The sequence below is a fragment of the Vibrio sp. 1401 genome (genome assembly GCF_033340295.1).
Genome location: NZ_JAWOWF010000291.1, coordinates 1 through 759 on the forward strand (window position 1 = coordinate 1; position 759 = coordinate 759).

At 44.9% G+C, this 759-nt stretch carries 1 protein-coding gene; it reads right to left on the bottom strand.

Annotated features, from left to right (window positions below; genetic code table 11):
* Positions 1-125: 125 nt before the first annotated feature.
* A partial coding sequence (gene flgA / locus R7Z77_RS25185; RefSeq protein WP_318137022.1) for a flagellar basal body P-ring formation chaperone FlgA occupies positions 126-759 on the bottom strand: 634 nt, incomplete at its 5' end.

Genomic DNA, 759 nt, shown 5'->3' on the forward strand with positions numbered 1-759 from the left:
TTAACCTTTGCCTTGTATCGTAATACTGGTATCCAGACTATCGACCAACTAAACGATAACTTTAATCATTTTTTGCATTTTTATTGATCAATTTTCACAATGCGGTTGTGCTACCTAAATAAAGGTTAAAAGGTGACGGTAATTTCCGCAATGTCAGTCACTATGCCTTCTATTATACGTTGTGACTTGTCATTTTTCACTCTTACTTGATCGCCCGTGGCTCCATCTTGCAATGCTGTGCCTTGTGTTGTGATCGTCATGCCTGATTTTACGGCCTTTATTGTCACTTTTTCATTACGGCAAACCACGCAAACATCGTTGCGCTCAACCACGTCACCAAGACGAACGCTACGTTTTAACTTCGCACCGACCACTTGTTCGAAGCTGGAAAAGCCATCTTTGCGAAAGCGTTGAAGCTCAATCATGGACGTTGTGACATCGGATGCGCTGATGATCTCACCTCGGCCAAGTTGTCGAGTTGCGACGATCATTGGTACTGAAGAGGAGACACGAACAGGGACATACACTTTCCAGTCATCGGCAGGGCATTCTACCAACACATTGATATTGCTGCGGGTGCTGCTGGTGGAAGAAGCTGATGTATCGAGTGGTTCAGGGCAGTCTGTTGCCTTGATTCGAGAGTCAATGTCTGCCGCATTCACAGTCAATTCACCTCCGGCTGGCTGCTCTACCGTGGCAAGAATATGTTGTTCTGCTGCCAATTTTATTTGTTCTATCTGATTATCTGTTGCCGAATGA